The sequence below is a fragment of the Aeromonas sp. R2-2 genome, assembly GCF_040908355.1.
In the GTDB taxonomy this organism is placed as follows: Bacteria; Pseudomonadota; Gammaproteobacteria; order Enterobacterales; family Aeromonadaceae; genus Aeromonas; species Aeromonas veronii.
Window position 1 is genome coordinate 36,981 of the sequence record NZ_JBFODQ010000089.1, and the last position, 26,692, is coordinate 63,672.

Genomic DNA, 26,692 nt, shown 5'->3' on the forward strand with positions numbered 1-26,692 from the left:
CACGGATCACAGAAATGCAAAAGGCGCCCCGAAGGGCGCCTTTTCATGCAATCAAGGTGCTGTAACGAATTACAGTACGTCGATGGCGTTCAGGTCGGAGAAAGCCTGTTCCAGACGCTTGATCATGGAAGTCTGACCTTCACGCAGCCATACGCGCGGGTCGTAGTACTTCTTGTTCGGCTTGTCGGCACCTTCCGGGTTGCCCAGCTGACCTTGCAGGTAAGCTTCGTTCTTCTTGTAGAAGTGCAGCAGACCTTCCCAGGTAGCCCACTGGGTGTCGGTGTCGATGTTCATCTTCACTACGCCGTAGGAGATGGACTCGCGGATCTCTTCCAGAGTGGAACCTGAACCACCGTGGAATACGAAGTCCAGAGACTTGGCAGGGATGCCGAACTTCTCGGAAACGTACTTCTGGGAAGCGTCCAGGATGGACGGGGTCAGTTTGACGTTACCCGGCTTGTATACACCGTGTACGTTGCCGAAGGAGGCAGCGATGGTGAAACGCGGGCTGATCTTGGACAGACGCTCGTAAGCGTAGGCAACATCTTCCGGCTGGGTGTACAGAGCGGACTGATCCATGTGGCTGTTGTCGACGCCGTCTTCTTCGCCACCGGTGCAACCCAGTTCCAGCTCCAGAGTCATGTTCATCTTGGCCATGCGGGTCAGGTACTCGCAGCAGATGTCGATGTTCTCTTCCAGAGACTCTTCGGACAGATCCAGCATGTGGGAGGAGAACAGCGGCTTGCCGGTTTCAGCAAAGTGCTTCTCGCCCGCTTCCAGCAGACCGTCGATCCACGGCAGCAGCTTCTTGGCAGCGTGGTCGGTGTGCAGGATTACCGGCACGCCGTAGGCTTCGGCAACAGCGTGAACGTGCTTGGCACCAGAGATGGCACCCAGGATGGCAGCTTTCTGACCTTCCAGCTTCAGACCCTTACCGGCGGTGAACACGGCACCACCGTTGGAGAACTGAACGATAACCGGCGCTTTAACCTTGGCGGCAGCTTCCAGTACGGCGTTCACGGAGTCGGTACCAACGCAGTTTACGGCCGGCAGAGCAAAGCCGTTCTCTTTAGCGATGGCGAACACTTTCTGAACGTCATCACCAGTGATCACGCCGGGTTTTACGAAGTCGAAAATTTTCTTAGACATGTTTAATCGTCCTGTCTCGTATGCCGTTAATAAAAAATGGGGGGTTCATCATGAACCGGCACAGCGGGCACATGATAAACGAAACGGGAGGCTTTTGCCCCCCGTTCCGGGTCAATTAGGCTTTGGCGCGCTGTTCCAGAATCGCAACAGCCGGCAGTACCTTGCCTTCTACGAACTCCAGGAAGGCGCCGCCGCCAGTGGAGATGTAGGAGACTTTGTCAGCGATGCCGAACTTGTCGATAGCAGCCAGGGTGTCGCCACCGCCAGCGATGGAGAAGGCCGGAGAAGCAGCGATGGCTTCAGCGATAACCTTGGTGCCTTCAGCAAACTGGTCGAACTCGAATACACCAACCGGGCCGTTCCACAGGATGGTCTTGGCGTTCATGATGATGTCAGCCAGGGCCTTGGCAGAATCCGGGCCGATGTCGAAGATCATGTCGCCGTCGGTCACATCGTTAACAGACTTGATGGTGGCCGGAGTGGACTCGGAGAACTCGGCACCTACAACCACGTCGGTGGTCACAGGAATGTTGGTCTCGGCAGCCAGTTTCTTGGCGGTGTCGATCAGGTCGTGCTCGCACAGGGACTTGCCGACGTTGTGACCGGCAGCAGCGATGAAGGTGTTGGCGATGCCACCACCGACAACCAGCTGGTCAGCGATCTTGGAGAGGGATTCCAGAACGGTCAGCTTGGTGGAGACCTTGGAGCCGCCAACGATGGCAACCATCGGGCGCTCGGGCTTCAGCATGGCTTTGCCCAGGGCTTCCAGTTCACCCGCCAGCAGCGGACCAGCACAGGCGACCGGTGCGAACTGAGCCACACCGTAGGTGGAACCTTCGGCGCGGTGAGCAGTACCGAACGCATCCATTACAAAGACGTCACACAGGGCGGCGTATTTTTTGGCCAGCTCTTCGGTGTTCTTCTTCTCGCCTTTGTTGAAGCGGCAGTTTTCCAGCACAACCAGCTCACCGGCAGCGACTTCTACGCCATCCAGGTAATCCTTGGCCAGGCGAACCGGGCAGGACAGAGCGTCTTTCAGATAGTTGACAACCGGAGCCAGGGAGAATTCTTCGTTGTATTCACCCTCGGTCGGACGACCCAGGTGGGAGGTGATCATCAGCTTGGCGCCCTTTTCCAGAGCCAGCTTGATGGTCGGCAGAGTCGCAACGATACGTGCATCGGAGGTGACCTTGCCGTCTTTTACCGGTACGTTCAGGTCAGCACGGATCAGAACGCGTTTACCCGCCAGATCCAGGTCAATCATCTTGATAACAGACATATTCAGTCCTCTATATTTTCCAGGTAATGTTAAAAACAGTAACCTTTCGCCCGGGGCAGGCTCAGCCTGCGGCCATCATGGCCCGGGTGGTATCCAGCATCCGGTTTGCGAAGCCCCATTCGTTATCGCACCACATCAACATCTTGACGAGGTTGGCATCGCTCACCCGGGTCTGGGTACCATCAATGATGCAGGAGTGTGCATCATGATTGAAGTCTACGGAGACCAGCGGTTCTTCCGTGTAATCCAGAATACCGTGTAATGTACCTCTGGATGCCCGTTGCAGGGCTTGATTTACGTCAGTAACTGTCACTTTTTTACGAACAGTAATACTGAGATCCATCGCTGTTACATTGATGGTCGGCACCCGCACCGCGATCGCCTCGAACTTGCCGGCGAAGTGGGGCAGGATACGCTCCAGCCCCTTTGCCAGCTTGGTGTCCACCGGAATGATGGACTGACTGGCAGCGCGGGTTCGGCGCAAGTCACTGTGGTAGGCATCGATGACTTGCTGATCATGCATGGCCGAATGAATTGTCGTAATAGTACCACAATTTATCTCGAATTCTCGATGCAATGTTTCAATCACCGGCACCACGCAGTTGGTGGTACAGGAGGCGTTGGAGACGATCCGCTCCGCTCCGGTGAGGGTATGATGGTTGACCCCGTAGACCACGGTGGCATCCACATCGGCATCCGCCGGGTGGGAGAAGAGCACCTTGCCCGCCCCCGCCGCCAGATGCAGCTCGGCATCAGCCCGCGAGCCAAACACCCCGGTGCAATCGAGCACCACATCCACCCCCAGCGCCCGCCACGGCAGCTTTGACGGATCCCGCTCGGCAAACAGGGAGATGAGATCCTCCCCCACCAGCATGCTGTTGCCCGCCAGTTGCACCGGATGGTGGAAGCGACCGTGACTGGTATCGTAACGGGTCAGGTGCACCATGGCCTCGGGGGCCGCCAGCTCGTTGATGGCAACGATCTTGATGGTCTTGTCGCGCCCGCTTTCATAGAGGGCTCGCAACACGTTGCGACCGATCCGCCCGTAACCATTGATGGCAATCTTGATCATCGAGAATCCGTTTCCTTGAACCAGCAACAGGGCGGCGCACCGGCCGCCCGAGAGCCCCGGCTACGACAGCAGGGCCTCCTTGAATTCACCGCGGGCCAGCAGTGCGGCCCCGAATACCCCGGCACTGTCACCAAGGGCAGGAGCAATAATGGGGGCTCTGAAGCGGGGATTAAAGAGGAAGGGCAAAATTGTCTGTCGTCCGGCGCTGTAAAGGCTCTGCACATTGCCCACTCCACCACCGATGACGATCACATCCGGGTCGAGAATGTTGACCACATTGGCCAGCGCCTGACCAAACAGCAGGTGCAGCCGGTCGATGGTGAGCTTGGCGATGTGATCGTGGGCGGTGGCAGCCGCGATTTGGGCGAGCGAGAGGTGGCGCTTGGCCTTGGCCTCGTACCAGGCCTCCAGCGCCGGACCGCTGATCAGGGTCTCGACGCAGCCACGCTTGCCGCAGTAGCACTCGGGGCCATCAGGGGAAAGCACATTGTGGCCCCACTCACCGGCGATGCCGTGGTGGCCGTTGAGGATCTGGCCGTTGATGACGATGCCGGAGCCGACCCCGGTGCCCATGATGATGCCGAACACCACTTTCGCATCGGGATGGTGCTGGCGCACTGCACCGAGATGAGTTTCTGCCAGCGCGAAGCAGTTGGCATCGTTGGCGATCAGCACCGGCACGCCCAGTTTGCGCTCCAGATCCTCCTTGAACGGCTTGCCGTTGAGCTCGGTGGTGTTGCAGTTCTTCATCAGGCCGGTCTGCGGATCACGCGCCCCCGGCGTGCCCATGCCGATGACGGCCGGGCGCTGGCCAATCTTCTCGGCGCACTCTGCCACCAGCTTGGCGATCTGGCCGATCATGTGGTCATAACCGCCCGCCCGCTCGGTGGGGATGCGGTGGCGCAGCAGCACCTCGTCGCCATCCAGCACCACACATTCACACTTGGTACCACCAAGATCGATACCCCAATCCAGTGACTTGCTGCTCATCTTGCCTCCTGCACTGGCGCCACGTTCTCGTCGTTGCAGCGCCTATTTCAATGTAAAACGGGGCCTGACGGCCCCGGATTTCAAACACACTCTTCTTCTCTCGCCCCGGTCTTAGCGACCGTGGTACTGGGCGGAGAGCTCGTGCACCGCGTTGACGAACACACCGGCGTGCTCCGGGTTCACATCCTGATGGATACCGTGGCCGAGGTTGAAGACGTGGCCATTGCCGTGACCGAAACCGGCCAGAATGGAGGCGACCTCTTCACGAATGCGAGCGGGAGTGGCGTAGAGCATGGAGGGATCCATGTTGCCCTGCAGCGCTACCTTGTCACCGACCCGGCGCTTGGCATCGGCGATGTCGGTGGTCCAGTCCAGCCCCAGCGCATCGCAACCGGTGGCGGCGATCTGCTCCAGCCACTGACCGCCGTTCTTGGTGAACAGGGTGACCGGCACACGGCGACCGTCGTGCTCGCGGATCAGGCCATCGACAATCTTGTGCATGTAGTGCAGGGAGAAGTCGAGGTAATCGCGAGGAGTGAGCACGCCGCCCCAAGTGTCGAACACCATGACCGCCTGGGCACCCGCCTTGATCTGGGCGTTGAGGTAAGCAATCACGCTGTCGGCCAACTTGTCGAGCAGCAGGTGCAGGGTTTGCGGCTCTGCGTACATCATCTGCTTGATCTTGGTGAACGCCTTGGAGCTGCCCCCCTCCACCATGTAGGTGGCCAGAGTCCATGGGCTGCCGGAGAAGCCGATGAGCGGCACTTCACCCTTCAGCTCGCGGCGGATGGTGCGCACCGCGTTCATCACATAGCCCAGCTCATCCTCCGGATCCGGAATGGGCAGCGCCTGCACATCGGCCATGGAGGTGATCGGACGCTCGAAGCGCGGGCCTTCACCCTGCTCGAAGTAGAGACCGAGCCCCATGGCATCGGGCACGGTGAGGATGTCGGAGAAGAGGATGGCGGCATCGAGCGGGTAGCGGCGCAGCGGCTGCAGAGTGACTTCACAGGCCAGCTCGGCATTGCGGCACAGAGACATGAAATCCCCCGCCTGGGCGCGAGTCGCCTTGTATTCCGGCAGATAACGGCCAGCCTGGCGCATCATCCATACCGGGGTCATGTCTACATCCTGACGCAGCAAAGCGCGCAGGTATCGATCGTTCTTCAGCTCTTTCATCCCAGTTCCTGAGTTCGTATCACGCATAAAATGGCGGCCATAATACCACTTTGCCCACCGGATCGGACTGCCCAAAACGTGGCAAATGGGCGCACGGTTGCAAAGATGTGAAGGGGCGCAAACCAGAGCGCCCCGTTTTTAAAAAGAAGTGCAAAAAGGTTGGCGAAAAGATAAGCGCCTCGTTACCCCTCGCCAGCCAGTGACAACTCGATCAGCCGCCGGGCAATGGTGCCGTGGGGCGGCAAACGCGGCAGCCGGTCAGCAGCAAAGAAAGCGGCGGCAACCAGTTCGTCATCCTGCACCCGGATTTCGCCGCTCTCGTAGTCGGCGGTAAATCCCATCATCAGGCTGTGGGGAAAGGGCCAGGGCTGGCTCGCCACATAGCGCACATTGCTCACTCGGATGCGGCTCTCCTCGAACACCTCCCGCGCCACGCACTGCTCGAGATTCTCCCCCGCCTCCACAAAGCCGGCCAGCACGGTATACATGGGATCGTCCGCCTGATAGTGACGGCGATGGGCCGCCAAGAGGATCTCCGGCCCCTTGCGCACCGCCACGATAATGCAGGGGGAGATACGCGGATAGGCCGTGTGGCCGAGGTGGCACACCTGCGCCCACTCCCCTGCCTTCGGGGTCATGGGGGCGCCGCACTCGCCGCAGAAGCGGTGGGTGCGGCGGAAGGTGGCGAGCTGCCAGGCGCGGCCAGCAAGACGAAAGCCCTCTTCACCCCCCGCTACCATCAACTGGCGCAGGGGGGCCATCATAGTCGTGTCGGCCTCAGCCCCCAGATCCAGCAGATAGCAGGGCAGCCCCTGCCACTCATCAAAACGCTCGAAATGGGCACCGGCCAGCGCTGCGGGCAGACACGCTTTACTTCCTTGTGGCACCTCTCCCTGCTGATCGAGCAGTACCAGATGATCGCCCCCCAGCACGAACCAGCGGGCTTGTTCGGTTAATGACATCAGATAAACACTCTCGTTAAAACAGAACCCTGACCACGGCTGGCCGAGCAAGGGGCAAACGCCATGCGAATGGCTCCCATCTTACGACCAGCACGGGTCGCTGACGACCCCGCAGTGGCCGATTGTCCCATTCGTAAAAAACGGATGGCGCAAATAAAGATGCCGCCCGAAGGCGGCCCGTTGTTATCCGGTATCCCGTATCCGGCCTCTATCGACGCGGATCAGGCATCGCCCATCGCCAGCAGGGAGGCGTTGCCGCCCACTGCAGTGGTGTTGATGGTGCGGGTCTTTTCGGTGACGAAACGGCTCAGGTAGTGAGGGCCGCCCGCCTTGGGACCGGTGCCGGAGAGCCCCTGGCCGCCGAACGGCTGCACCCCGACCATGGCGCCGATCTGGTTGCGGTTGATGTAGACGTTGCCCACGTTGATGCGGCTCGCCAGCTCCTCAGCGTGGGATTCATTGCGGCTGTGGATCCCCAGCGTCAGGCCATAGCCGGTGCCGTTGATATCGCTGATCACCTTGTCCAGATCCCGGGTGGCGTAGCGCACCACGTGCAGGATGGGGCCGAACTGCTCCTTGACCAGCTCGCGGATGGAGCCGATCTCCAGTGCGGTCGGCTGGACAAAGTGCCCTTCCATGGTCACGGCGGGCATCGGCGCCTGGGCAATCAGGCGAGCACGCGGGATCATGTAGGCGAGGTGGGCATCGAGACCGGCCTTGGCATCGGCATCGATCACCGGGCCTACGTCGGTGTTGTGCTCGGCCGGGTTGCCCACTTTCAGCTCCTGCATGGCGCCGGTGAGGATCTCCAGCACCCGCTCGGCGATCTCCTCCTGCAGATAGAGCACCCGCAGGGCCGAGCAGCGCTGACCGGCGCTCTGGAAGGCGGCGCTCACCACATCGCGCACCACCTGTTCCGGCAGTGCGGTGGAGTCGACGATCATGGCGTTCTGGCCGCCGGTCTCGGCGATGAGTGGCAGGATGGCGCCATCGCGCTGGGCCAGGGTCATGTTGATGAGCTTGGCCGTCTCGGTGGAGCCGGTGAAGCAGACGCCGCCAATGCGAGCATCCGCCGTCAGCTTGGCGCCGACAGTAGCACCATCACCGGGCAGCAGTTGCAGCACGTCGCCCGGAATACCGGCCTGGTGGGCCAGAGTCACCGCCAGATGGGCGATAAGGCCGGTCTGCTCCGCCGGTTTGGCGATAACGGTGTTGCCGGTGGCCAGCGCAGCTGCGATTTGGCCGAGGAAAATCGCCAGCGGGAAGTTCCACGGGCTGATGCAGACAAACACCCCACGCCCCTGCAGGAACAGCTCGTTCTGCTCGCCGGTGTAACCGGGCAGCAGGGTCGCCAGCCCCATCAGGCTGCGCGCCTGCACCGCGTAGTAGCGGCAGAAATCGACCGCTTCACGCACCTCGTCGATGCCATCTTGCAGCAGCTTGCCCGCCTCGCGGGTACAGAGGGAGACAAACTGCTCGCGGTTCGCTTCCAGCAGATCTGCCAGCTTCTCCAGCGCGGCGGCCCGCTCGCTCACCGGGGTTTCGCGCCAGCGCGGGAAGGCAGTGTGGGCCGATGCCAAGGCCTGCTCCACCGCCTGCTCGTCGGCCCAGTGGATCTTGCCAACAGTCAGGCTCACATCCTGCGGGCTCAGCACGGTGCGCGCCTCGCTGCGCTTGAGGGTCTCGCCATCGACGATGGGGCCCGCCAGCCACTGCTTGCTCTCCAGCTCTTTCAAGCGGGCAAAGAAGGGGCGCTGGATGGAGAGGATGTTCATGTTGACGCCGCTGGAGTTCTTGCGGTCGGTGAAGAGGTTCACCGGCTGCGGAATGCGGTCGTTGGCAAAGCCGGAGTAGCGCTTGAGGGTGCGCAGCGGATGCTCGGCCAGTGAATCTACCGGGGTGTTGGGGTCCACCAGCTTGTGAACGAAGGAGGTGTTGGCCCCGTTCTCCAGCAGACGGCGCACCAGATAGGGCAGCAGATCCTTGTGCGCACCGACCGGCGCATAGATGCGGCAGTGCAGGCCGGGATTGTCGTTCAGCACGGCGTTGTGCAGCTCCTCCCCCATGCCGTGCAGACGCTGGAATTCAAACTGGCGATCACCGGCCATCTCCAGAATGCTGACCACGGTATTGGCGTTGTGGGTGGCAAACTGAGGAGCGATAAAGCCGCGGGTCGGTTCGCTCAGCAGGTAGCGGGCGCAGGCGAGGTAGGAGATATCGGTGCCCGCCTTGCGGGTAAAGAGCGGATAGCCGGGCAGGCCCGCCTGCTGGGCATATTTCAGTTCGCTGTCCCAGTAGGCGCCTTTTACCAGTCGCACCGGAATGAGGTCACCCTGCTCGCGAGCCAGTGCGGTGAGCCAGCAGAGTACCGGCAGGGCGCGTTTGGAGTAGGCCTGCACCACCATGCCGAGCTTGCCCCAGCCACGGTTGGCGTCGGAGCGGTAGAGCTGCTCGAACAAGTCCAGCGACAGCTCGAGGCGGTCCATCTCCTCGGCATCGATGCTGATGGCCACATCCTTGTCGCGGGCCAGCCGTACCAGCCCCACCAGCCGCTCGCACATTTCGCCGAGCACCCGTTCGCGGTTGGCCACGTCATAGCGCGGATGAAGCGCCGAGAGTTTGATGGAGATGGAAGGGGCCGGGCCGCCGTCGCTGATCCGCTCGTTGCCCACCGCCTCGATGGCGTTGCGGTAATCGGTCAGATACTTGTCGGCATCCTGCATGGTCAGCGCCGACTCGCCCAGCATGTCGTAGGTGTGGGTGTAGCCCAGCTCGCGGGATTTGCGGCTCGCCTTGAGCGCCTCTTTCATGTCACGCCCCAGTACGAACTGCTTGCCCATGATCTTCATGGCGGCATACATGGCAGAGCGCACCACCGGCTCACCCAGCTTGTTGACCATACGCCCCAGCAGGTTGGCCGGGTTGCCGTCGAGCTTCTTGTCCAGCTTGATGATCTTGCCGGTCAGCATCAGCCCCCAGGTGGATGCGTTGACCAGAGCAGAGTCGCTCTTGCGGAAATGAGATGACCAGTTGGCGCCGGAGAGCTTGTCCTTGATCAGGGCGTCAGCGGTCTCGGCATCGGGAATGCGCAGCAGCGCCTCGGCCAGACACATCAGAATGATCCCCTCCTGGGTATCCAGGCTGTACTCCTGCAGGAAGGCGTCGATACCGTCACCGGAGCCGCTCTCCTTGCGCACCTTGGTCACCAGGGTACGGGCACGCTGGGTCACCTGCTCCAGCGAGGCGCCATCCCCCGGCAACATGGCCGACAGTTCGGCCAGATAGGCATTTTCATCCACCACATAGTTCTGGGTGATGGCTTCGCGCAGGGCGGCCAGATCGGAGGGGATATAGTCAGCGGCAAGCACTTGAGTAGCTTTGAACATATGGGGTCTTCCTGTACGCCCTAGGGCTGATATCGACAAAGGCGGACGCGCCGCCGAAACGCCGACAATGTATACAATATCTTCCCCTATATGAAATGAATTTGTTGCCACTCTTTAACAAAGATCGCTAATTCACCCTATTCATTCCCTTTTGAAGCCAGCCTGCCAGTAAACATGAGGGTCATCTGACTTCATTTTGTATACGATCTGCCACCGCCCTGTCGCAAAGCAGCCACGCATTCCGCCCAATAGCGGATGTCCCCAATGTGCCCAAAAAAAGAAGGGCCGCCACGGCGACCCTTCTCATCAATTCAGTCAGCCAGAGGCTGTCAGTTCATCCAGCGATCGCCACGGCTGCGACGACGGGGCAGCATGGGCAGCAGGATACCAAGCAGGATACCGGCACCCACCATGGCACCACCACGGATAAACCAGTCCATCTGCATGTCGTGCTCCTGGTTGTCGTAGCTTTGGGTCAGGGCATCATTCTGCTCTTTGAGATTGCTCATCTCCTCACCCTGACTGACCAGCTGGGCCTTGAGAGCGGCGATCTCCTTGCTCTGGGCAGCGATCTGGCCATCCTTCTCGGTGAAGCGTTTCTCGTTGTCACCGTTAAGGTTCTGCAAGCGATCTTTAAGCTCATCGCGCTCTTTTTCCACCTGGGGCAGACGCTCGCGCAGGCTGATCTGGCTCTGCAGTTCGCTGTTTTTGATCCACCCCTCGCGGCCACGACCGTCCACCACCTGGGTGAAACCGGCCTCGCTGTTCACCGCCTTTACCTCCAGCGGTTCACCAGCCTTGACGCTGCCAAGGATCCGGTACTGGGTACCCGGGCCATTGTGGATATAGGTAAAGATGTTGTCTGAAACATAACGGGTATCGGCCAGTGCCTGTTGGGCACACAAGCAGATCAAAATCCCGAGAAGGGCGCGCATGGTCGATCGGTTCTCTTTTTCAGGTTTGGACAAGAGGTTGAATGTTAAGCCGCCAGCAGGTTAAAGGACAAGCAAAGAAAAAGCACCTCCCCCGGGATAATACGCGCAGAGTTGCGAGTCACCTCGCAACTTGCCCGTCTGCGGCCTCACTTGTTTTTCAGCTCCTGCACCTCGCTGCGCAGGGCACGGATCTCCCGCAGCAGCTCCTCTTGCTGGTTGTTGTAGTGATGACGCCACTTGTCGGTCTCGCCATCCCCCTTGTTGGGCTGCAAAAACAGGCTGGCCATGAAACCGCTGATGGCACCGAACAGACCGACCCCGAACAGGATCAGCAGGCTGGCGACAAACCGCCCCTCCTCGGTCTTGGGCACCAGATCGCCGTAACCCACTGTCGAGAGGGTCACCAGCGTCCACCAGAACGCGTCATAGGGTGTCTCAATCTGGCTGCCGGGCTGGCCTGACTCAATCCAGTACATGACGCCGGAGCCCACCCCCAGCAGCAGGAAGAACAGAAACAGGATGCCGGAGAGAGTGGTCTCGTTGCGCTCGCGACGGAACATGGCCCAGAGATCCGGGTGCTCCTTGAACAGCTGATAGACCCGCCACAGCTGGATCAACCGCGCCCAGCGCAGTTGCTCCGCCATCGGCAGGCTACCCGGCAGATAGATCCAGTTGGCCTTGAAATAGGCCTTGCGATCGGAGGCCCGGATCCAGCCATAAGCAAAGTGCGCGAGGAAGAAGTAGCAGATCAGACTGTCGAGGTCATAGAAGAGCTGCAGGGTCTGTGGTGTCAGGCTCTCATGGCCCCACCAGCGGGCCGTCACCAGCACAACCGAGATAATCGACAGAAATGCCATCAGCAGATCCATCGCCCGCAGATGAGTTAAGTGATGTCGCATACATTTTCCAACTTTAAGCACAGTGCAAATTAATAAAAGAGAAGATAATGCCGATAGTCCTGAGGGCAAAGGAAAAAACGGCTTTTAAAAGGAGAATGACAATGCAGCTGAACCTGCTGGAGAAAAGAATGAGCAACATCCGGTTGGTACCCAAAGTGGTGCTGCTGATGGTGTTCAGTACCCTCCTGCTACTGACAAAACTCTGGTTTGACGCCAACAATCTGGAAGCGACCTTGCTCAGCGAAGGGCTCGATCCCGCCAAGGCGGATGCGATCTCCAATCGCCTGCTCTGGACCGGTCTGATGGAGACCGCCATCATGGGGCTGCTGTTCGTGATCCTGCTGCTCACCGGCTCCCGCCTGATGGTCAAGCAGGTGCACTATCTGGTGGGCCTGCTGGAGCGCTTCGCCAAGCGGGACCTCAGCCACAAGGTACTGCTCAAGTCTCGTGACGAATTCGGTGACATCGCCAAGGCGGTCTCCCACTCGCAGGAGAATCTCAAAGAGGTATTTGGCAACCAGCGCGCCGCCTGCAAGGAGCTCAACGACATCGCCTCCCAGGTGACCCTTTGCATGGAAGAGGCCAACGAAGCGATCAACGAAGAGTTCACCCAGATCGAACAGCTGGCCAGCGCCATGAGCCAGATGGTCGGCGCCATTCGCGAAGTGGCCGCCCATGCGGATCAGGCCTCTCACGCCACTGCCGAAACCAGCCAGCTGGCGGAAGAGGGGAGCCGCTGCGTCGCCGACACCGTCAGCACCATCGATACCCTCTCCGGCAACATCCAGCGCTCCGCCACCGTGGTCAACGAGGTGGAGCAGGGGGTCGAGCGCATTGGCTCTGTGGTCGACACCATTCGCGGTATCTCGGAGCAGACCAACCTGCTGGCACTGAACGCCGCCATCGAAGCGGCTCGCGCCGGTGAAGCGGGTCGTGGCTTTGCCGTGGTGGCCTCCGAAGTGCGTGAGCTGGCCAACCGGGCTCAGGCCGCCACCGTCGAGATCCAGAAGATGATCGAACAGCTGCAGGGCAATGCCCATCAGGCTGGCGAACTGATGGCCCAAAGCGTACAGCAGGCCGACAAGGGGGTGGAACAGGTGACCCAGGCCGGTACCCAGCTCGCCACCATAGTGCAGCGGGTACAGGGTGTCGCCGACATGAACCGCCACATCGCCGCCGCCTCCGAGCAACAGAGCTCGGTCGCCGAAGAGATGCGCGGCAATCTGGAGCAGGTCAAGCAGATCGCCGAAGGCTCCGTCGTGGTGCTGCGCGAGCTGCAAGAGGCCTCCGAGCTGGTCGAGCAGCACAGCAAAGAGCTCGACAGCCAGATCCAGTCCTTCAAACTGGCGTGACCACAGCGAATAGACAGAAAGGCCCTGCGGGGCCTTTCTTTATATCCCCACAAGCAACCCATTTTCCTTGCCGGATCATGCTTCTCGCCCCTGCGCTGTGACGCGGGGGCCTGACAGTGCTAGATTGGCAGCCACCATTTTGAACCGGCAGCGTTGTTAACCTCGTGTCGTTAACCCGCTGTCGTGAACCACAAGGACGGCAACCGTGGCCCAGCACTCTCCCTCTTTCTCCGCCCTCTCCCCCCTGCTGCAAGAACAGGCCGAGCGCCAGTGGCAGCGACTGGTCGAGCTAGCCCCCGACTATGGCTCGCTGCCCGAGCCCGTTCGCCAGACCCTGCTGACCCTGCTCGGCCTCTCTGATTTTGTCGCCGACTCCCTCTTCAAACAGCCGGAGTTGCTGACCGAGCTGCTCGCCTCCGGAGATCTGGAGCGCTCCGAGCGCTGGCCCGCCTACCAGAGTGACCTCACAGCCCTGCTCGCCGAGGTAAGCGATGAAGAGGCGCTCAAGTGTATCCTGCGCCAGTTCCGCCGCAGCCGCATGCTGGTGATCGCCTGGCGCGAGCTGCTGGGCCATGCGGCGGTGGAAGAGAGCTTTATCCACCTCACCAAACTCGCGGATGCCCTCATCAGCTCCGCCCGCGACTGGCTCTACGCCAAACAGTGTGGCGAGCTGGGCACCCCGATGGACGGCAATGGCAACCCGCAGCCGCTGCTCATTCTCGGTATGGGCAAGCTCGGGGGCGGCGAGCTCAACTTCTCCTCGGATATCGACCTTATCTTCACCTTCCCCGAGAACGGCTACACGGTCGGCGGGCGGCGTGAACTCGCCAACCAGCAATTTTTCATCAAGCTGGGCCAGCGCATCATCAACGCCCTCCACCAGCCCACTCAGGATGGTCAGGTGTTCCGGGTCGATATGCGGCTGCGCCCCTTTGGCGACGCAGGGCCGCTCGCCATCTCCTTTGCCGCCATGGAGGATTACTACCAGCACCACGGCCGCAACTGGGAACGCTACGCCATGGTCAAGGCGCGGATAATGGGGCCCCAGTGCGAACAAGCGGTGGAGCTGGCCGAGATGCTGCGCCCCTTCGTGTTTCGCCGCTATATCGACTTTGGCGTTATCGACGGCCTGCGCCAGATGAAGGCGATGATCGCCGCCGAGGTGCGCCGCAAGGGGCTGGAGGGCAACATCAAGCTGGGGGCTGGCGGCATTCGCGAAGTGGAGTTTATCGCCCAGGCGCTGCAACTTATTCGCGGCGGCCGTGAACCGGCACTGCGGGTGCGTCACCTGCCGGAGGCGCTGGCCGCCATCGCCCAATGTGGCGCCCTCGAATCTGCCCATTGCGACCGCTTGCTGGATGCCTATCGCTTCTTGCGCCGGGTCGAGAACATATTGCAGGAGATCGGCGATCAGCAGACCCAGACCCTGCCCACCGAAGAGCGGGATCGCCAGCGGCTGATCGCCGCCCTCGGTTTTGCCGACTGGGGCGCCTTTATGACTCATCTGGATGAGGAGATGGCCGCCGTCCATCAGGAGTTCGCCGCCGTGGTGGGGGAAGAGAAAGAGGCACCCGCCCATCTGGAGCAGCTCTGGCTCGATCTCTGGCGCACCGAGCTCGACGCCGCCGAGCTGGAAAAATTGCTGACTGCGCAGGGGGTGGCCGAGCCCGCCCCGCTCTGCGCCGCGCTGCTGCGTTTCAAGGAGGAGTACAAGCGCCGTCAGGTAGGGCCGCAGGGGCGCATCGCGCTGGACTGGCTGATGCCGGAGCTGCTGCGGCTGGTGGTCGCCAGTGAGCAACCCGCCCGCCTGTTCGAGCGGGTGTGTGAGCTGCTGACCCGCATCTTCACCCGCAGCGCCTATTTGCAGCTGCTGGCGGAGAACCCGGGCGCCCTGCGCCAGCTGGTGCGGCTGTGCGACGCCAGCCATCTGGTGAGCGAACAGCTGGCCCGCTACCCCATCCTGCTGGATGAGCTGCTCGATCCCCAGCACCTCTACCACCCCACCCCGCTCGACCAGTACAAGCCCCAGCTGCGCCAGTTCCTGCTGCGCATCCCCGAAGAGGACGTGGAGCAGCAGATGGAAGCGCTGCGCCAGTTCAAGCAGGTGCAGTTGCTACGCATCGTGGCGGCCGACATCGCCGGCGCCCTGCCGCTGATGAAGGTGAGCGACCACCTCACCTGGCTGGCGGAGGCGATCACCGAAGAGGTAGTCAATCAGGCGTGGGCCCAGATGAGCGAGCGCTACGGGGTGCCGCCTGAGGTGGCAACCAGCGGCCAGCGCGGCTTTGCGGTGGTGGCCTATGGCAAGCTGGGCGGTATCGAGCTCGGTTACGGCTCGGATCTCGATCTGGTGTTTCTGCATGGCGGCGACCCCAACAGCTACACAGATGGCCGCAAGCCCATCGACAGCCGCCAGTTCTATCTGCGTCTGGCGCAGCGGATCCTGCACCTGTTCAGCACCCGCACCCCGTCCGGCATTCTCTACGAGATCGATATGCGGCTGCGCCCTTCCGGCGACTCCGGCCTGCTGGTCTCGTCGCTGTCGGCCTACGAGCAGTATCAGCAAAACGAGGCGTGGACCTGGGAGCATCAGGCGCTGGTGCGGGCCCGTCCCATCTATGGCGATGACGCCATCATTGCCGAGTTTGCCCGCATCCGCCGCGATGTGCTGGCCAAGGAGCGGGAGCTGCCGACTCTGGCCCGCGAGGTGCGCGAGATGCGCCACAAGATGCGGGATCACCTGCTCAAAGCCGGTGCCGGCGAGTTCGACCTCAAGCAGTCCCCCGGCGGCATGGTGGATATCGAGTTTATCGCCCAGTATCTGGTGCTGGCCCACGCCTGCGGCGAGCCCGATGCCCTCACCCGCTGGTCCGATAACGTGCGTATCTTCGACGAGTGCGTGATGGCGGGGGTGCTGACCCTGGAGCAGGCGGAGGGGCTGAAGCAGGCCTATCTGGAGATCCGCAACCTCGGCCATCGCCTCAACCTCTCGGAGATCTCCCGCAAGGTGAGCGACGATCAGCTGCAAAACGAGCGCAGCCATGTGCTCGCCGTCTGGCAAACCTTGCTGGGGGAGTGAGATAAACCACAGCAGGTTCAACGAGAAAGGGGCGCTTGGGCGCCCATTTCTAATATAAATATCAGCTACAAGCTCATATTTTCTTCATATAACACTCAATAGCGGTGAGCTGGATCCTGTTTCAGGCATACCAGCCTTGGAATCGTATGGCACTTTGCTGAATATACGTAGAGATAAACCGTCTCTATGACCTCACCTGATTTTGGCCAGATATGACGGGTGAATATCAACTCAACAATTCCAGTCCCAGCGCAGAGAGGAAACAATGGATTTTTCAGAGCAGCTACAGAGTCTAGCCAAAAAGATTGCTCAACAGTCATCGATGATCACCACAGAAGAAGCAACCAAAAACGCATTTGTCATGCCATTTCTCAATCGTGTACTTGGTTATGATGTGTTTGATCCTACGGAGGTGATTCCGGAATTCACCGCAGATACAGGCATCAAAAAAGGGGAAAAGGTTGACTACGCCATTCTCAAAGATGGCCAAGTGCAAATTCTGGTTGAGTGTAAAAAATACAGTGAAAAACTCTCGGCCAAGCACTCTGGTCAACTCTTTCGCTATTTTTCAGTTACCAATGCTCGAATCGGCATTCTTACCAATGGGGCACAATATGAGTTCTACACAGACCTTGATGCCCCAAACAAAATGGACGAAAAACCATTTTTGACGCTCGATCTGGAAGACATAGATGAACACATAGTGCCTGAGGTATTAAAACTAACCAAAACCTCTTTCGATGTTGATTCAGTTGTCGATGCAGCTGGTGAACTGAAGTACCTTAGCCAGATCAAAAAATTGCTAGCCGAACAATTTGGCTCACCGGAAGAAGACTTTGTTAAGTTTTTTGCATCCAGAATCTATGACGGTGTACTGACGGCAAAGGTCAAACAGTCCTTTACCGACATTACCAAGAAGGCACTTAGCCAATTTCTGAATGACAGCATCAATGCAAGATTGAAATCTGCGATTGGTGGCAGTGTCAACTCCTCAACTATCCAACCGGCATTTGATAGTAATCCATCAAGTGATAACAATAATGCCGAAGGCTGTAGTGAGGAAAAATCACAGGTCGATACAACGATTGAAGAGATGGAAGGCTTTAATGTTGTCAAAGCAATTCTGAGACAGCGATTTGATGTAACAAGAATCGCAGCAAGAGATACCCAAAGTTATTTTGGTATTCTCCTCGACGATAATAATCGCAAGCCGTTATGCCGGTTGCATTTTAATGCAAGACAGAAATATATCGGTTTATTCGATGCAGACAAAAAAGAGACTAGGCATCCTATTTCCTCGATCGATGAAATCTTTACGTTTGCAGATCAGTTGCTGACCGCGACATCAGTCTATGAATAGTTGAAATTAGGAGGGGGGATAATCCCTCCTTCATCTCGCAATGAACATCCCCGTTTTACAACTCAAGCCGTGATCCATCACCGTCTCCACCAGCATGCTGTTGAAACGCTGATAGGCCTCTTCCTCAAGGAGCCCCGGATAGCTCAACACCCGCAGCGCATGACCTTGATAGTCAGGATGATAGGGTGGGTGGAGATGGGCATAATCGTTGAGACAAAAGCCCAGCCCCTGATAGAAGCGCAGACGGCGAATGGCAATCTCATCCTCTGGCGGATCGATCTCGAGAATGACGGTTTTGCCTGCCCGCTCGCAAAATTCGGCCAGCAGGCGGCTGCCGTAGTTGCGGCCGCGCAGCGCCGGATTGATGGCCAGATGTTCGATATAGATCTGCTCGCCACACGCCCACCAGAAGATAAAACCGAGCAGCAGGCCGTCCTGATAAAAGATTTGGCAGTGATAGCGAGGATCCCGCATCTTCTGCGGCTGATGCTGTGACTGGCGCTGTTCGTAGCGGGGAAAACTCTCGCCATAGATCTGCCAGACCAGCGGCCACGCCGGATGGTTTACCTCTCTAATCACTTCACTCTCAATCATCAGAACTACCTCTAATCCATTTTGCAGAACGTTCATCTATACATAAAAAGTTCCGCCACATCATCCTCTAATGAAATAAAAGCCAGAACGCCCGATTAGCGGGCGCCATCCGGTTGCGAAACAAACTGCTGCTGGCTGCCATCGGGCAGCAGCGCCAGCACGCTTTGAGCGGCCAGTTTTATCCCTGCCAGCTCGGTGGCCGAACCGAAGTTGGCAATCAGTCGAGTGCCATCGGCAAACTCGCTCTGCTGCACCTCTCCTCGTTTGTCGAGCCAGCGAAAACCGGTGAGTGGCTGGTTGTAGAGCCGCTCATGCAGCGGACGGAAGAAAGCATCGAGCCCCCTGAGGTAGGGAATGCGCGCGCTGGCACTATCCAGACTGAGATTGAGCAGGGGCGGCACGTTATAGAGCTGCTGCAACAGTTCGGTGAACTGACGGCTCTCCCTGAATTTGAGGCTATCCATCGTCCAGTGGTGGGTGGTCACTATGCTGTCGTGAAAGACGCCCTGGAACAGCGGCAACCGCAGCGCCGGATCGAAGTAGAGCCCCTGATACTCAGGTTTTAGATGGCTCTGGCGAAAGAAGAACGCGGGCTGATAGTCGGGATACCAGGCTCCCAGATAGTAGGGAGAGCGCTTGTTGCGGCGCATATCGGGATCCTGCCAGCCAAAGCCGCTGGTCTGGGGGCCGTGGGCAAAGGCCGCGGTGCGGTTGGCAACCGCGCCGCCCTCCTCGGAGCCCACCAGCACCCCCTGACTCTTGGCAATCCACGCCATTCCCGCCATCCGGTTCTGTGCATCCTGCGCCTGAGTGGTCGGCTTGGCCGGATCGAAGTCGTCAAACACCATGCCGGTCGCCGCCACATCGAGGAACCAGCTGTTGTAGTGGCTCGCCTGCTGCAACTTGGGCACTCGCTGCTCCATCACCGGGCGCACGCAGGCCTGATTGGTGTAGACGCCGCTGTTTTGAAAGCCGCTCTTGCGCCGCCCGTTCTCCTGCATGATGCCGCAGCGCAGGTAGATATCCTGCCCCATCTGGGCGGTGAGCCAGCTCTGCTGCCGATTCCCCTCCGGCAGCGCAGTATCGTAGGAGTCGTAAGGGGCGATGAGATAGCCCGCCTGTTTGGCAAGTTCAATCCCCTCTGGCGCAGCAAAGCCCGCCGTCCACTGGGGCAGCCCCAGCCAGAGTCTGGATAGTCCAGCCTGCTTGAGAGCGGCGATCATCTTGGCCGAACTGCCATCGCCCCAGCTCTCTGGCTCGTTGAGCGCAGCCCCCAGTTGCCTGGCAGCCAGCGTGCGCCGGGCAGCGAAATCGGCCGGTTGCTGACCCGGATGGCGCAGCGCCAGCGCCTGCTCAACTCCGGTCAGCACCCGGTTTTGCAGATAGCGGTTGCGGGCCAGATCGGGGGCCTGCAGCGCCGTTTTGCTCTCCCCCTTGAGCCAGTCGGCGGGCATCAGGCGGCGCAACGCGGGCCAGCTCTTCACATCCTGTGGCACCAGTAGTCGCTCGCCCCAAAGGTAGAGGTGAGAGGCGCCGATCAGCCGCTTGCCATCCGGTACCGCCGCCAGCTTGCTCTCGAGCGAGACCAGCTCGCCCCGTGCCTGCAACCAGCTGCGATAGGCCTTGGCCGCCGCCAGCCAGTCATTGCCCGGTTGCAGCGACACCGCCACCTCATAGGGGTCAGCCAGATTGAGGTGGTTGACGCTATGGGTCGCCGTCAGGGCAATGCCATCTTGCTTCGGAGCAAAGGTGAGCCGGTTGTTGAAGGGATTGGCAAAGAGGATCGCCAGCTGCTGATCACCGTGATCCAGCCCAACCAGTGGCAGGGTGAGATTTTCGGTGGTGTTGATCCCCTGATACTCCTGCGCCAGCGCCTTGCGCCACGCAGTGTGCGTAGCCGGAATGCGAAATCCCTCATGGATCGGCAGCATCAGCGCCTGCGCCCCTGCCGGTACACGCGGCCACACCAGCTCGCCAGCAGTTGCACGGCTGAGGGTAAGGATCAGACGGTTACCCTCAAGGCGAGCCAAGGCACGCACCTCGCCATCGGCACGGGTCAGCCAGCTGGCGCGCTCCCCCTCCTGCTGCAGAGCGGTGACCGGCTGACGCGGGCCGGGAGAAGAGATGAGAAGGTGCTTGCCCGATGGCAGCACAGCCTCGGCCGCCAGGGTGGCGGGATCCAGCTCGATGCGCCACTGATCGTTGGCAAGGGTCAGCGCCTCGGCAGGCAGGGAGAACAGCGGCGCCAACAGCAGCAGCGGGCGGATCCGGCTCGTTAGCACGGGAAGAAGAGTCATGGTCGGTGATTCCTGATAACACACGGGAATCGCCATTTCAGCAGATTGGCCGCCTGCGATTGTCAGGCCAATGTCAGGATTGCGTGCAACTGACCATCACGACGACCATTACTCAACCGGCCCCGCCTGACTGTGGCTTAGCTGCAACACCAGCTGGCCGCGCTGGCTGGTCTGCACCAGCGAAAGGGTACGCCAGCTGTCGGGCGTAGCGGTTGGCCAGTTCACCGGCTCATCGGGCGCAATCCGGTGCCACCAGAGCAGGGAGTATTGCGGGCGAGCCAGCACCGCCTGATCGAGCCAGAGCGGCGTGCAGGCCGCAGGATTGACGGGGAGATTGGCTACCGCCTGCGGCGAGCGGGAGAGCCAGTCCAGATCCTGCACCGCAGGCAGCGGCAACGCCACCTGCCAACGCAGGCCCGCCACCGTCAGCCGCAGCTGATAGAGCCCGGCTGGCAAAGGCGTCGGCAGATCGGCCCCCACGACCCTGACTCCGGAGTTCTCTTCCGCCTCCCACTGGGCACCTGCCAGTCGGTCACGGCCAGCGGAATCGATAAGTTCCGCGGTGGTGATGGGCCCCTCCCCGGTCAACTGCACCCGATAGTCCCGCAGCAGCGGCGCATCGCGCTGGATCAGCTCAAGGCGCAGCTCGCTCACCCCATCAGGCAGAGTGAGCGGGAAATCCTTGCCGCAGTGCTGGGCACTGAGCGCAGCCAGCATCCCCTGCCAGCTACGGCGCTCGGCATCACTTGTGAGGGCGGGCCATGCCTGCTGCAAAGATTGCCAGGCGTGCCGGTTATCCCCCTGCAACAGCGCCAACGTAGCCGGTTGCAGCGGGTCGGCGCGATCGGCTTCCAGGAGGCGTTCGGTTGCCATCACGCTGCTTACGTTTAGAAGGCCCAGGTTCAGAAGGCCGACGCTTAGAGCTAACAGCAGAGCAGCCAGCGTTGCGCGCTTCACGCTGTCACCTCCAGCCGGTAGCCGATGCCGCGCACCGTCTCGATGGCCAACCCGGGCAGCTTCTGGCGCAGTTGCAGAATATGGGTATCAACGGTGCGGGTGGAGGGAAACGCCTGATAGCCCCATACCCGGTTGAGGATCTCCTCCCGGCTCAGCACCCGCCCCGCCATCCGCACCAGCAGAGTGAGCAGGGCAAACTCGGTGGGGGTAAAGCTCACCTCCGCATCCTGCCAGCTCGCCTGCATCCGGGCAGGATGAAGCTGCAAGCCGCCCACTGCCTGAGTGCCATCCCCCAGCTGACGCAACTGGGCCCGGATCCGCGCCAGCAGCTCGTCATGGGAGAAGGGTTTGGTCAGGTAGTCGCGCGCCCCCGCATCGAGCCCGGCCACCCGATCGCTCACCTCCACCCTTGCGGTGAGCACGATCACCGGCAGCGCCTTGCGCGCCAGCCACTGGGGTAGCCAGTCGAGGGCATCCCCCTCCGGCATGGTGCGATCCAGCAGCACCAGATCCGCCGCCAGCCACTGCTGCTCCGCCGTAGCCAGGGTGTCGCACCAGAGGCAGCGATACCCCTCGCGGGTCAGATAGCGTTGCAGGTTCTCCGCCAGCAGCGCCTCGTCTTCGACAAGCAGGAGGGTCTTCATGATTCGGTATCGCTCCAGAGTTGGCAGGGCAGCATCAGGGTAAAGGTGGTGGGCGGGCCGGATAGGACGAGGCGCCCGCCAAGGCGGCGCAGCAGATGGCGCACGATGGCAAGCCCCAGCCCCAAACCCTCGGCACGGGCTCCGCGACGCAGCAGGGTGGCGAGCCGGTAACCCGGCAGCTCGCCGCCATCGCTGACCGCGAGGATCAAACGCCCCGCCTGCCAGCTGGCACAGATCCGAACCGGTGCACAGCCATGCTGGCTGGCGTTGCGCAGCAAATTGTCGAGGGCAAGGTCGAGCCAGTAGAAGGGGAGCGCCAGAGTCATCTCCCGCTCAAGGCAGAAGGTGGCGTCATGCCGCTCGCAAGCCTGGGTGAGCCACTCGGCCAGACTGACCGCCACCCGCTCATCTTCGAGAGTCTCTGCCGCCAGATAGTGGCGACTGGCCTGCGCCAGTTGATGCAGACGGGCGACACTGCCCAGCAGCTGCCCCACGCTCTGCTGGGCGGAAGGGGGCAGCCGGTCGAAATCGTGGCGCAGCTCCTCGCTGATGCCAGAGAGCGCCATGATGGGAGTGCGCAGCTCGTGGGTCAGCATCTGCAATGCGACACGCCGCTCCCGCAGCAGGCGCCAGCGCTGCCAGCTGGCCCACCCCAGCAGCAGGATGAAACCAAGAGAGCTGGCCAGCGCCAGCCACTGCCAATGCAGCGTGGGGCGCTCGTTGATGCAGATCCCCCCAACCCGCTCCTGGCAGGAGCCATCGACCCGGCTATCCAGCGTCACGCCAAGCCGCTCGGCCAGCGGCTGCCACTGCCCGGCACCGTAACGACGCCACTGCCCATCGGCAAGCAGCCAGAGCTGACCCGATTGCAGCAACCAGCGCTCCCCCCGCAGCAGGGCATCGAGGTTGTCATTATCGAGCTCGCCGAGCTGCCCCAACTGATCTCGCCGCTCCCGCACATGGAGCAGAGCGTCGAGCCCGGCCACCGGATGACCAGCCTGCCAGCGAGCCACGCTGGAGCCACCCAACGGATAGATGGGGTGAGCGGCAAACCAGCTGGTCGAGGGCTTAGCCCCTTGGCCACAAAGCGCCCTCAGCAGCGGCAGCCACTCGGCGGGCAACTCATTATCTGTCCCGCACTCCTGCTGATAGCGATAGATAGCCTGCAGCTGGCGCAGCGGATAGCGCTGCCAGGCGGGATAGAGGGAGTCGGGAGCAATCAAGCGCCGGTCGAGCCGCTGCATCTCGTCAAGAGGCAGCGCCTGTTCTGGAGTCTGTCTGGCCAGCTCGCCCGCCAGACGATCCGCCAGCGGCCCGGCCAGCACCGGAGAAGCCATGCCGTAGCAGATCAGGGAACAGAGCAGCAGGATCAGGCGCATGGTTTCAACTCGAGATGACTCCGGATGAAGACACAGCAGATCACTGCGCCATAAAAAAATGTCAGCGCCATTTTTCAATGGCGCTGACATCCGGTCAACCGCTAACGGCATTGGCGCGGCTCCCGCCAGCCATGTGAACCGTCACCTATTTGAACAGTCCCTTGAGCAGCTGGTCGGCCACCCCTTTGACGGCATCGTTGTCGGCCTTGTCACCCAGCAGCTTCTTGAGGCCGCGTTCGGCCTCCTTGCGCGCCTTATCCTCCAGCAATTTGTTGTTGCTGAGCAGCGCCTTCACATCGAGGTGATAGCTGGGGGCCTGCCAGTGACCGCCGATCCGCACCGGAATGGTGATCTCCTTCAGCTCGTCCACATCCTTGCCCCCCTGCCCCTTGCTGCTCTCGACGATGGAGGTGAGGAACAGGAAGTCGAGGCTCTCCGGCACCAGCGCAGTCTGCCCATCCCCCTTGACCCGCAAGGCGGGTGCAAAGAGCTGGATGTCGTTGCTGCGGGCGATGCCGTCGGCAATCTGGAAGCTGGCGGTCAGAGCGCTGAAGTCGGTCTTGCGCGCCTCCTTCACCTGCTCGGCCCCCTTGCCGGTGAGGGTGGCCCGCGCCTCGCGGATCATCTCCGGCAGGTTGATGCCATGCAGGGCGCCGTCGCTCAGCTTCAAGGTCACCTTGCCCTGTATTCCGTTGCGCAGTGCCAGCGCAGAGAGACCACGCCCCTGCACCTGCACATCGAGATCGCCCTTGCCCTCCAGCAGATCACTCTGGGCCAGAGTCTGCAACAAGGGACGAATGTTCACTCCGGCCACCTGCTTGTGCACCTTGTAGGTGGCGGGCTGCTGGCGTGCGTCGAGTACCCCGTTCGCGCTTACCTGACCGCCAGCCACGGTCGCGCTGAACTGTTTGAGCGTGAGCAGTCCCTTGGCCATAGCCACCTGCAGATCGACAGCACCGAGATCCAGCCCTTTCAGGCGCAGGCTGCCAAGTTGCAACCGACCATCCAGATCCACCCCTTTGAGCGCGCCCAGATCCGGTTCAACCGCGGAGAGGGCTTCGCTCTTGCCGGTGACCGCTTTATTGTCACTTGCAGCGGTATTGGAAGCACCGGCCGCCGGTTTGTCCTCTTTCGCCTGCGCAGGTGTGGTCGGTACCGATTTGGCGAGCCATTTGTCGAGATCCAGCTTCTCCCCCTTGAGATCGAAGCTGATTGCGGGAATGGCACCAAGCTGCACGGTTCCATCACCACTCAACAGCGCCTCATCGGCACTCATCACCAGCTTGCTCAGGGTAATCAACTGCTTGTCGAGCTCGGCACGGGCAAACCCGGCCAGTTTCAGCTTCATCTGCGGGCGCGGCAGCGCATCACCTTCCAGCGCTGCCGTCAGCAGCACATCGGAGAGCTCGGCCAGCTTCATCTCTTTATCGAGCCGTCCCTTGAGTGTTCCTTCCAGCGAGCCAGCCAGTGAAGCTTGCAGCCCCTCTACCTTGGCCCCTTTGAGCGCCAACGTGAGGTTGCTCCACTCACCCAAGGCCAATCGGTCCCCCTTGATGGAGAAACTGTCGAGTCGCAGGGACGGGTCACTCAGGCTGCCACTGAGGCTCAGATCTTTCAGTTCACTCGCCATCACCTCCTGCGCCAGCTTGATCTGGGTCTGCCCTTTAACGTCGAAAGCGAGCTTGTCGGCACTCCCCTTGACGGCCAGCGTCACGGGTACCCACTGATCGGTGGCCAGCTGCCCCATATCGAGATCGAGGCGATCCAGTCGCAGCGAGGTGCCGCTGCGATCATCCTGTACCAGCGCACTGGCCTGGGAGAGCGCGACACCCTGCAAGCTGATCTGCCAGGGCTTGCTATCAGCGGTTGGCGCAGGAGTTGCGGGGACGACTGGTTCGCTTGCATCAGCAGTGGCATCCTTGATCAGTCCGCTCAGATTGGAGCTGCCATCCGCCTTGGTCTGGATAAAGAGATGGGCGCCACTCAAGGTTACCTTGCCGATCTCCAGGCGATGGGAGAGCAACGGCAACAGGGCCACCGAGGCATCGCCCTGTTCGAAACGAATCAGATCCGGCTCGGCAAAGCCGGCCGGATTGCGCAGAGCAACCTTCTCCAGCGAGAGGCCGAGACTCGGCCAGAAACGCCAGTCAATCTCTCCCGCCATCACCAGTTCCCGGCCTGTGCTCTTGCGCACCTGTTCAGCCAGTTGGGGCTTGAATTGATTGGGGTCGATAAGGCTTATCAGCGTCACTATGGCCAGCAAGGCCGCCACGGCGATGCCGAGCAAGATGAGAACTATCTTCTTCACGATATGCTCCTTGAATCCGGATCCACTGCTGACTATACCACTCACCGTCTGACGAATGGCGTCTGCGGGACAAAAGTGGACAAGGATGAGACAGGGATGGTCGCTGCCAATCCCCATCGTCATCAGCAGGGATCAGGCTTGCAAAGGGGATTGCAGCAACGGCGCCATCGCGGTGCGCGTCGACTCGAAAGCAAAACGGGACAAGGGGATATCGCTGAGTTTCAACCACTGACAGGCGGCCACATCGTCAGCCGGCTGGATGACAGGTTTTTCACTCAGCTTGATGGCAAAGAAGGTGTCACAGGTGTGATAGGTGATGCCATCGTAGGGATAGGTATTGGGGAAGGAACCGAGATAGGTACAAGGATGAGCGCTGACATCGAGTCCCAGCTCCTCCTGCAACTCGCGCACCAGCGCCCCCTCCAGCGACTCGCCGGGATCGACAAATCCGCCCGGCAGATCCAGCAACCCCTTGCCCGGATTGCCTGCTCTCACCGCAACCAGCACCTCGTCCTGCCAGCAAAGCGCCACCATCACCGCCGTCGCCACATTCTGGAAAAAATGAAAACCGCAGCCACAGCGAAACTCTTTGGGGCTGACGCTCTGCAGGGTTTGACCGCCGCATTTTGGACAAAACATGGGCTATCTCCGACCAGATAAAGCACCATTTTACGCTGCCAGGGCCGTTTTTTATGAATAAAACTGATGGGATGACCAGGAATTCAGGGGAAGGAGGGGATAACACTGGCCAATTTTCAGGCGACTTTCTGATTTCTAGGCAATAAAAAACCCCGCTCGATGAGCGGGGTTCTTAAATTGGGTGCCTGGCAGTGTCCTACTCTCGCATGGCGAATGCCACACTACCATCGGC

The 26,692-nt window shown here is 60.6% G+C and carries 19 protein-coding genes; 3 read left to right on the forward strand and 16 right to left on the reverse strand.

Annotation, left to right across the window (positions count from 1 at the left end; genetic code table 11):
* Nucleotides 1-69 precede the first annotated feature (69 nt).
* From fbaA to AB5Z09_RS18765, 9 genes are all read right to left on the reverse strand, one after another.
* Entirely contained in the window at nt 70-1,149 is a 1,080-nt protein-coding gene (gene fbaA, locus AB5Z09_RS18725) for a class II fructose-bisphosphate aldolase (protein WP_042029694.1), read from the reverse strand.
* 115 nt (nt 1,150-1,264) lie between these two features.
* A complete protein-coding gene (locus AB5Z09_RS18730; RefSeq protein ID WP_368195977.1) occupies nt 1,265-2,428 on the reverse strand; it encodes a phosphoglycerate kinase in 1,164 nt (387 codons plus the stop codon).
* 61 nt (nt 2,429-2,489) lie between these two features.
* Entirely contained in the window at nt 2,490-3,500 is a 1,011-nt protein-coding gene (gene epd, locus AB5Z09_RS18735; RefSeq protein WP_005335438.1) for an erythrose-4-phosphate dehydrogenase, read from the reverse strand.
* Between the two features lie 60 nt (nt 3,501-3,560).
* The gene (locus AB5Z09_RS18740; RefSeq protein ID WP_368195978.1) at nt 3,561-4,490 is read right to left on the reverse strand and encodes an ROK family protein; all 930 of its coding nucleotides are present in this window, start codon (nt 4,488-4,490) and stop codon (nt 3,561-3,563) included.
* A 111-nt stretch (nt 4,491-4,601) separates the two neighbouring features.
* Nucleotides 4,602-5,669 (reverse strand): uroporphyrinogen decarboxylase, encoded by a 1,068-nt coding sequence (gene hemE, locus AB5Z09_RS18745; RefSeq protein ID WP_368195979.1) that lies wholly within the window; start codon nt 5,667-5,669, stop codon nt 4,602-4,604.
* Nucleotides 5,670-5,851: 182 nt separating this feature from the next.
* Nucleotides 5,852-6,631: an NAD(+) diphosphatase gene (gene nudC, locus AB5Z09_RS18750; RefSeq protein WP_368195980.1), complete on the reverse strand. Its 780-nt coding sequence runs from the start codon at nt 6,629-6,631 to the stop codon at nt 5,852-5,854.
* A 221-nt stretch (nt 6,632-6,852) separates the two neighbouring features.
* Nucleotides 6,853-10,017, reverse strand: a complete 3,165-nt coding sequence (putA, locus tag AB5Z09_RS18755; protein ID WP_368195981.1) for a bifunctional proline dehydrogenase/L-glutamate gamma-semialdehyde dehydrogenase PutA — start codon at nt 10,015-10,017, stop codon at nt 6,853-6,855.
* Between the two features lie 329 nt (nt 10,018-10,346).
* Nucleotides 10,347-10,952, reverse strand: coding sequence for a TIGR04211 family SH3 domain-containing protein (locus AB5Z09_RS18760; RefSeq protein WP_005335443.1), 606 nt, complete (start codon nt 10,950-10,952; stop codon nt 10,347-10,349).
* Nucleotides 10,953-11,098: 146 nt separating this feature from the next.
* Entirely contained in the window at nt 11,099-11,851 is a 753-nt protein-coding gene (locus AB5Z09_RS18765; protein WP_005354446.1) for a potassium channel family protein, read from the reverse strand.
* 101 nt (nt 11,852-11,952) lie between these two features.
* On the opposite strand from AB5Z09_RS18765, the gene AB5Z09_RS18770 reads away from it, so the two are divergent.
* The 3 genes from AB5Z09_RS18770 to AB5Z09_RS18780 all read left to right on the forward strand — a co-directional run bounded on the left by AB5Z09_RS18770 (nt 11,953) and on the right by AB5Z09_RS18780 (nt 17,642).
* Nucleotides 11,953-13,203, forward strand: coding sequence for a methyl-accepting chemotaxis protein (locus tag AB5Z09_RS18770; RefSeq protein WP_005362726.1), 1,251 nt, complete (start codon nt 11,953-11,955; stop codon nt 13,201-13,203).
* A gap of 205 nt (nt 13,204-13,408) precedes the next feature.
* Nucleotides 13,409-16,282 (forward strand): bifunctional [glutamate--ammonia ligase]-adenylyl-L-tyrosine phosphorylase/[glutamate--ammonia-ligase] adenylyltransferase, encoded by a 2,874-nt coding sequence (gene glnE, locus AB5Z09_RS18775; protein ID WP_368195982.1) that lies wholly within the window; start codon nt 13,409-13,411, stop codon nt 16,280-16,282.
* A gap of 265 nt (nt 16,283-16,547) precedes the next feature.
* Nucleotides 16,548-17,642, forward strand: a complete 1,095-nt coding sequence (locus AB5Z09_RS18780; RefSeq protein ID WP_368195983.1) for a type I restriction endonuclease — start codon at nt 16,548-16,550, stop codon at nt 17,640-17,642.
* Between the two features lie 30 nt (nt 17,643-17,672).
* On the opposite strand, the gene AB5Z09_RS18785 is transcribed toward AB5Z09_RS18780, so the two are convergent.
* The 7 genes from AB5Z09_RS18785 to AB5Z09_RS18815 all read right to left on the reverse strand — a co-directional run bounded on the left by AB5Z09_RS18785 (nt 17,673) and on the right by AB5Z09_RS18815 (nt 26,460).
* Nucleotides 17,673-18,236, reverse strand: coding sequence for a GNAT family N-acetyltransferase (locus AB5Z09_RS18785; RefSeq protein ID WP_368195984.1), 564 nt, complete (start codon nt 18,234-18,236; stop codon nt 17,673-17,675).
* Between the two features lie 95 nt (nt 18,237-18,331).
* Nucleotides 18,332-20,533 (reverse strand): glycoside hydrolase, encoded by a 2,202-nt coding sequence (locus AB5Z09_RS18790; RefSeq protein WP_368195985.1) that lies wholly within the window; start codon nt 20,531-20,533, stop codon nt 18,332-18,334.
* A gap of 108 nt (nt 20,534-20,641) precedes the next feature.
* A complete protein-coding gene (locus AB5Z09_RS18795) occupies nt 20,642-21,406 on the reverse strand; it encodes a DUF2861 family protein (RefSeq protein ID WP_368195986.1) in 765 nt (254 codons plus the stop codon).
* 80 nt (nt 21,407-21,486) lie between these two features.
* Entirely contained in the window at nt 21,487-22,134 is a 648-nt protein-coding gene (locus AB5Z09_RS18800; protein ID WP_128834984.1) for a response regulator transcription factor, read from the reverse strand.
* Complete coding sequence (locus AB5Z09_RS18805) at nt 22,131-23,513, reverse strand: DUF3404 domain-containing protein (RefSeq protein WP_368195987.1); 1,383 nt, start codon at nt 23,511-23,513, stop codon at nt 22,131-22,133. The genes AB5Z09_RS18800 and AB5Z09_RS18805 overlap by 4 nt, the downstream gene beginning before the upstream one ends.
* Nucleotides 23,514-23,658: 145 nt before the next feature.
* Nucleotides 23,659-25,821 (reverse strand): AsmA family protein, encoded by a 2,163-nt coding sequence (locus AB5Z09_RS18810; protein ID WP_368195988.1) that lies wholly within the window; start codon nt 25,819-25,821, stop codon nt 23,659-23,661.
* Between the two features lie 132 nt (nt 25,822-25,953).
* Nucleotides 25,954-26,460: an NUDIX domain-containing protein gene (locus AB5Z09_RS18815; RefSeq protein ID WP_368195989.1), complete on the reverse strand. Its 507-nt coding sequence runs from the start codon at nt 26,458-26,460 to the stop codon at nt 25,954-25,956.
* Nucleotides 26,461-26,692: the final 232 nt, after the last annotated feature.

What these genes read in the sequence shown, in the direction of transcription:
- fbaA (WP_042029694.1), bottom strand. Translation starts at nt 1,149, where the DNA reads ATGTCTAAGAAAATTTTCGACTTCGTAAAACCCGGCGTGATCACTGGT.
- AB5Z09_RS18730 (WP_368195977.1), bottom strand. Translation starts at nt 2,428, where the DNA reads ATGTCTGTTATCAAGATGATTGACCTGGATCTGGCGGGTAAACGCGTT.
- epd (WP_005335438.1), bottom strand. Translation starts at nt 3,500, where the DNA reads ATGATCAAGATTGCCATCAATGGTTACGGGCGGATCGGTCGCAACGTG.
- AB5Z09_RS18740 (WP_368195978.1), bottom strand. Translation starts at nt 4,490, where the DNA reads ATGAGCAGCAAGTCACTGGATTGGGGTATCGATCTTGGTGGTACCAAG.
- hemE (WP_368195979.1), bottom strand. Translation starts at nt 5,669, where the DNA reads ATGAAAGAGCTGAAGAACGATCGATACCTGCGCGCTTTGCTGCGTCAG.
- nudC (WP_368195980.1), bottom strand. Translation starts at nt 6,631, where the DNA reads ATGTCATTAACCGAACAAGCCCGCTGGTTCGTGCTGGGGGGCGATCAT.
- putA (WP_368195981.1), bottom strand. Translation starts at nt 10,017, where the DNA reads ATGTTCAAAGCTACTCAAGTGCTTGCCGCTGACTATATCCCCTCCGAT.
- AB5Z09_RS18760 (WP_005335443.1), bottom strand. Translation starts at nt 10,952, where the DNA reads ATGCGCGCCCTTCTCGGGATTTTGATCTGCTTGTGTGCCCAACAGGCA.
- AB5Z09_RS18765 (WP_005354446.1), bottom strand. Translation starts at nt 11,851, where the DNA reads ATGCGACATCACTTAACTCATCTGCGGGCGATGGATCTGCTGATGGCA.
- AB5Z09_RS18770 (WP_005362726.1), top strand. Translation starts at nt 11,953, where the DNA reads ATGCAGCTGAACCTGCTGGAGAAAAGAATGAGCAACATCCGGTTGGTA.
- AB5Z09_RS18780 (WP_368195983.1), top strand. Translation starts at nt 16,548, where the DNA reads ATGGATTTTTCAGAGCAGCTACAGAGTCTAGCCAAAAAGATTGCTCAA.
- AB5Z09_RS18785 (WP_368195984.1), bottom strand. Translation starts at nt 18,236, where the DNA reads ATGATTGAGAGTGAAGTGATTAGAGAGGTAAACCATCCGGCGTGGCCG.
- AB5Z09_RS18790 (WP_368195985.1), bottom strand. Translation starts at nt 20,533, where the DNA reads ATGACTCTTCTTCCCGTGCTAACGAGCCGGATCCGCCCGCTGCTGCTG.
- AB5Z09_RS18795 (WP_368195986.1), bottom strand. Translation starts at nt 21,406, where the DNA reads ATGGCAACCGAACGCCTCCTGGAAGCCGATCGCGCCGACCCGCTGCAA.
- AB5Z09_RS18800 (WP_128834984.1), bottom strand. Translation starts at nt 22,134, where the DNA reads ATGAAGACCCTCCTGCTTGTCGAAGACGAGGCGCTGCTGGCGGAGAAC.
- AB5Z09_RS18805 (WP_368195987.1), bottom strand. Translation starts at nt 23,513, where the DNA reads ATGCGCCTGATCCTGCTGCTCTGTTCCCTGATCTGCTACGGCATGGCT.
- AB5Z09_RS18815 (WP_368195989.1), bottom strand. Translation starts at nt 26,460, where the DNA reads ATGTTTTGTCCAAAATGCGGCGGTCAAACCCTGCAGAGCGTCAGCCCC.